Origin of the sequence: Terrimonas ginsenosidimutans, assembly GCF_022012415.1 — a bacterium.
Lineage (GTDB): Bacteria > Bacteroidota > Bacteroidia > Chitinophagales > Chitinophagaceae > Terrimonas_A > Terrimonas_A ginsenosidimutans.
In genome coordinates, this window is the sequence record NZ_JAKLTR010000010.1 from 270,268 (window position 1) to 276,269 (window position 6,002).

A 6,002-nucleotide genomic window follows, 5' to 3' on the forward strand; every position below is an offset into this window, starting at 1 on the left:
GAAGTATCGCAAAGAGCGCTAAGAATCGCTAAGCTCACTAAAGCATCCTTTGCGTCCTCTGCGGTCCTTTGCTAACTTCGCGATACTCTTACTCAAGTCCTGTCGCGGACTATGCAATCCTCCTCTTCTCACTCCACGATTCTTCAAAGCTCAGGTCAATGACCCATGCAACGGTGATATCAAGCGCGAAGGTCAGTTTGGCTTCACAATAAGTTGGCGTACCGGGCAGCATATTGCTTCTTTCGATCGTTCCCTTGGCTTCGATCGTGATCGTGATCCCGACCAGCCCTCCGAGTATTTCGGCATGTCCGCGGAACATCATGGCCGCAGCGATCCTGATGGTGCCTGAATCAATATGCATTTCCACACTGATCATATACTGCAGGTTGACGCCACCTATCACTGGCAATCCAACAACGATCTCAGCTCCAAAGCCGAATTTCATATCAAGCGTTGGGCCGACCTGCGTGTTAGCCCCGATACGAAGATCAACGGCGCCTTTTGCATAGATGGTCGCAGCTGCAAGTGAAACACACATCACACTGAGTGCGCCATGGAACTGGATAAATGCACCCGCAGTAGGAAGCAATTGATTAAGATCCGTGGTTACTTTCAACGCTGCATTGAAGTAAACGCCCAATGCCATGGAAGCTTCCAGCTTCAGCGGTGTTGTTGGAGAGTCATACAGTGTTTTTGTTGGCGGGAAACGAACAAGCGGGATCTCTTTAGTGGCCTCAAACTTATACTCCCAGATCTCACCGGCATTACTCATGGCGATCTTAAGACCTTTCTGCATTACATCCTTATAGTCGCCGGTAGAAATGCTGGCCAGTATTTCGAGGATCTTGATCACCGGTTCGAGGTCTTTATGAAATTCGATCTCAGGGTAAGGCATACCTCCATCGTCCGAACCATTTGGCTGACCTTCATACCCGGTCTCCTTGCCTTTCTTCGCATCAAAATTGCCTTTGATCTTCATCAGGCCAGTCATGCTGCCCAGATCAACAACCATGGCCAGGTCGTTCAAACGGCTCTTCCATGTTTTGGTCGCATCATCCACTACATCCATCGCAGAATCGATATCAAAACTCAGCTTGGAGTTTGCCGGAGATGAACCTGATTGCGCTGTCTTCGCTTTATATTCTATGTATATCTTCAGTACATCAATATCAACCAGCGGTATATTAAAATCAGGTACATCAAACTTCAGTGCTTTATCAACAAGTTCACCCGCTCCGGTCTGCAGTAATTTCATACCCTGGCTCACGACCGTATCCAAGGTTTTCGTTGCTTTGACCTCCAACAACTCGAGTACTTTCCTGCCGCCATCCAACAGATCATTTGTTTTGAACATGTCGACCGCATTACCCAGCTTATCAACACCTTTCAGCAATGGAACCGTTTTACCAAAACTGCTGATCGCATCACCGATGTTCGGGAAGATCCCATTGCCTGTCATCAACCTGTATGCATCCGCGAAAAGAGGAGGCGTTTTGCTCATCAGTGTGTGCACGTTATTGGCAAATGCGGGTGTAAGGAACAATGCTTTCTGCGTTCCTGTATTCTGCAGAAGACCGAAGTTGATCGTTTCCGCCACGGTATTGCGGACAATATCCAGCGGATTGGCGATCCTAACCAACGCCTTTACCGCATCTGCTGCTTTCACTACTTTCTCCGCAACCCATTCCCCTTCGCGGATCACAGGCAGTGTAACACTTTCGTCCAGCGGAGTTACTTCACCTGAACCCACTTCATGCTGCACCATACTCCATGATCCATCCTGAGGTAACAATACATTACCGCGTATCGCCGCAACAAATGCAGGTTGTCCATTCTTATCAACGGAGGCATTGATATCAAAACGATTGATCCGCATCTGCTGATTGGTGGCATGAAGAGATACCTGGCAATTGATATCACCACCAATTGCTCCACCCTGATCGTTCAACAAATTGATGAACTGGTGCGGAGTGATCGGCACACCTGAAGGGGCCAGCTGAACATATCCAAGGATCTTCTTGCAAGCGACCCTTCCTGTTTTTATATTTTCCCGGTCAAGCAATGCGTGATGCCCCTGCACAACATTCTCTATTTCTACATCCGCATCAAACCAAACCGGCCTGCAAAGTACTTCCTGCTGAAATGCATTACCGGTATAATGGATCTCCTGTCCATCCACTACAATATTTGTATTCTTTGCAATGTTGTTATATGCCTTGAAATCGGCCACACTATCATCTTCCCGGATGTTTTGGATATTATACAGTCCGCGCACAACGCCCGGGTGAATGGTGTAAGGCTTTTGCACGGGCGATTCTGTTCCATCTATCTTCAGGTATTTATAACGGAAATCAAACAGTCCTTCGCTTTCCGGTTGCCATCCGCTATCAACGCGATACACATAGTTGCTGCTCGTCCGGAACAGGGTGATCGTTCGCACCACGCGAATGCCCCATGGATAAAGTATACTGCGAACCTGGATCACTTCATGCCCCGTACGTCCATTCACCACATCAAATTTCGCCTGGCTTGTCTGCGCGATCACTGCATTCGGACTAAGCCAGTTGCTGAACAGGTTTGAACCGTAACCGCTCCAATCGATCCGAGTCACAGGTACCCCTTTTTGTATGTTGAATGCAAACGGGTCTGCCCAAAAGTTTTTATTAAAGATGGTAGATACGCTATCACCTAAAGTGGAAGTTCCATTAGGTGTTCCGTTCATATCAAGAATGTTGTTCAGCTGCAGCGTATACCCTCCAAACATCGGGCTATCGTTCTGACTTGGTTCGCTGGGGAACTCTTTACCAAAGTTTCCCGCCCTGGCTTTGATCTGAATGCCACCGGCCATATTGTTCTTGAAGGTTGGCGCATTCTTTTCAAATTCGGGTTTGATGGTTTCCTTTCCACCCTTTGTCATGATCGCAATTGCTTTCAATCCGAACGGAAGTGTGAAGAAGGATAAAGTTTGCGTTTTGGGATCCTTGAATGATTCCAGCAAATGCTCCACCACCGGGATGGGCGCAAGCGGAACCGGCTGCACGTTTGTATTGAAGATCCTTGTAGGGCCGCCATCATTCGGATAGTAGTTAAAGAATACCTGCGGGTCCATCGGCTTCACAGGTGGGGTAAGATTGAATACCGGTTCCCAGGCGATCTGCGGAACTGTAAATGCCCTCACAGAAGATCCCGGCGCATGCACCGCCATATCCTTCACAATAAAAGGGAACGCCGTATTTGATGCGGCCGCTGCCACCGCTACTGTTGCAGTTCTCTCCATCACCATCCTTCCTAAAGGAAAATACTGGAAGCTGACACCCATCTGGTTTGCATTGCTGCTTACATCGAGAAGAGCGAATGCATCATTCTCCAGTTGCCCTACTTTATCATCCCATGCTTTTCCATAATCAGGGATCTTGTTGACGACCATCATTCTTGTCGTCATGGCGCTCTCATCCATTTCACCGCTTTTGAATGCGGCCTTTTTCATTGCGATCACAGCATCCGGGTGAAGCATACGGGACGCAAGTGAGGTCTTGATCACGCCGGCATCCTTTAAAACAGGCGCGCCTGTTGCTGCGGTGGCACCTGTTGCTGCAGTGGCATCGCTGCCTGCCGCAGCCGTTGCATCAGTGGTGACCTGCAGACTTGTATCTCCCGGCATGTTACCGAAATGGAAGGCAACTTTGACATCGTCTTTGTTACGGTCGACCGGAGCTGCACTAACCTGGCAGATCAGCCACAGCCACATTCTTCTTTCGGCAGTCACCCCTCTTGCAGGTTTTAGCCTTTCGAATTGCGCCCGAAGCAGACCGAGATTGGCTGCATATGGATCAGGTAATGTTGGCAGGTAGCTGAACATTCCAAATGTTAGCAATAGCTGGCTTTTAATGATCTTCTTCCATTCCTTATCACATTCGCCAACAAGCATACAGCCATTAACGGGAGATACGGTGAACAATGCATTTTCCAGCGCGAGCCCAATGGGTTTGATCACCGGCGTTTTGGTTCCAGGTAATGTATGATCCCAGATAATATTATCATCGAACAGGCCGATCACATTTCTCGTTGCATTTGCAGCAAGCATCAGCATACTGTTCTTCGTTCTTACTTCGACAGGTTCGCCATTTACTTTGACCGGGCGATCAGTCCGTATATCTGCATCAACCCTCGCTACATATATCTCGTCGCCTTGCGCAAGACTGTTATACATCAGGTTTGCGCTGGCCAGGTAAGTAAGTTTGATACTTGTGCCGTGTGGGTTCAGCTCATCCTTCCACATATTCAACTCCTGTGAAGCACCGGAAGTGTTGCTTAACTGGTCAGTAAAACCGATCCGCCCCTGTTCAAGGATGAACATCGGAGCCAGCAGGGCCGATTCATTTCCTTCCTGCCCCTGGTGAATACAACTAAGTCCTTTTGCTGTCTGAAAGATCATTGCACCACCACCCTCCGCTTCAAGAGGATTGGCAATATCCATTTGCGCCGCCGGTAATCCCCACCATGATTTCGTTAATGGCGCCACGCCGGACAATTGCTGAAAAGGCGAGAGACACTCTTTTACTTCAAACGATGCAATAGTTGTTTTGAGTGGAATTAATACACGATTCAACTCGGAATTATATGCAATAGTCTGTTTTCCATCCCAGCTGCTGACAGCTTCCTGACCGTATACATTCCATTCGATAGGATCGATAGCGGTAATGGCGCGTGTTGTTCCATTTGCCGTGAAATGCCAGTGTGCCGGAAGGCTCAGGGATGATTTACGGGCATCCGCACCATGATCGCTTGCCGGGCTGTATGACTGTGCAGCCGCAGGCTCTAGATCGATCTTACATTGAATGTTATTGGTTGCAGCGATCGTAAGTTTTCCGTTGGTCAGCGTCGGAACGGCGTCTAACGTGATCGTTCCCGACTTGACACGCAAGCCACAGTATCTGTCTGCAGGAGCGCTGTTTGTAAGGAGTTTCGCCTGTATCCAGATACTTCCGGGAACGATGGTGTACTGTTTGGTAAGCTCCGGGTTTGCGGGTTTGATAACACGGGAAGAGAAGGATGCATTGAAAAGCAATGCGGGTAATGTTTGTCCCTGGATATACAGCGCGATCAGTTTTTCGATGCGGTAAAAATCGAGCCAGATCCTCCGTCCATCGGGGTTAAGGATGGGGCCTACAGTCTCCACTACTTTCGCGCCGGCAGCCCAGGCAGGCTTACTACCGGGCAATTGTGTTGTTCTTACCGGCGTATCGCGTACGAATACGCGAAGGTCACGTGCTTCGGCTTTAGTGGAAAGAATCCGTTTTACAGTTTCGTCTATCTTCTCCAATTGCTTTCCTGCCCGATTCTGACTGAAAAACGTATCCGCAGATTCAAAGGAGAATTCCTGGTTGGTTGGCGCTGCTATTTCCTCCTCCATTAATGTGGATCCAAGAAGGTCGGTAAGCTGCGTTAACTGATTTTCGTTTTTGGAGAAGTCTGTGTGGAGATGGCCGATGATAGAGGCCAGTATGGCATGCAAGTTATCCTGCTTCATGTCGAAGGTTTAATAGTGATAAGGTGAATAACAGAGAGACAGGTGGCTTGTACTAGGAAGGTACTTGCATGCAGCAAGGTTGGAAAAAGCAAATTAGCTGATGTGTGATGGAATTGAGTGAATGGGTGCGTGGGTGCTGTATTCTACAAAAGGGGTATTAGCCACTGCACCAGACTATGAGTATTTCATTAAGGTCGTCCAATTGGACAAATGGGAGGTTAGTGCATCACACAAATGTGGTATTGAATCCTGTTACTTATGAAAGAAGGCATATTAGCGCGTGATAGAAAACAGGGTTCAAAGTTTTTGAGCGGGCGGGAAATGTTATTGGGGGATGGTACAGTATAGTTGTTCCGGGTCGCAGTAGTATCGCCAGGGCCGCAAAGGCTCCGCGAAGTGCGCAAAGCTCATCGGGCATTCTTTGCGCCCTTTGCGGAGCCTTTGCGCACTTTGCGATCCTCCAGAGCCACCT

General features: G+C 48.6%; 1 protein-coding gene. It reads right to left on the reverse strand.

All coding sequences use genetic code 11. The annotated features are described in order from the left end of the window. Nucleotides 1–109 precede the first annotated feature (109 nt). Nucleotides 110–5,530 (reverse strand): hypothetical protein, encoded by a 5,421-nt coding sequence (locus LZZ85_RS16590; protein WP_237874414.1) that lies wholly within the window; start codon nt 5,528–5,530, stop codon nt 110–112. Between the last annotated feature and the right edge of the window lie 472 nt (nt 5,531–6,002).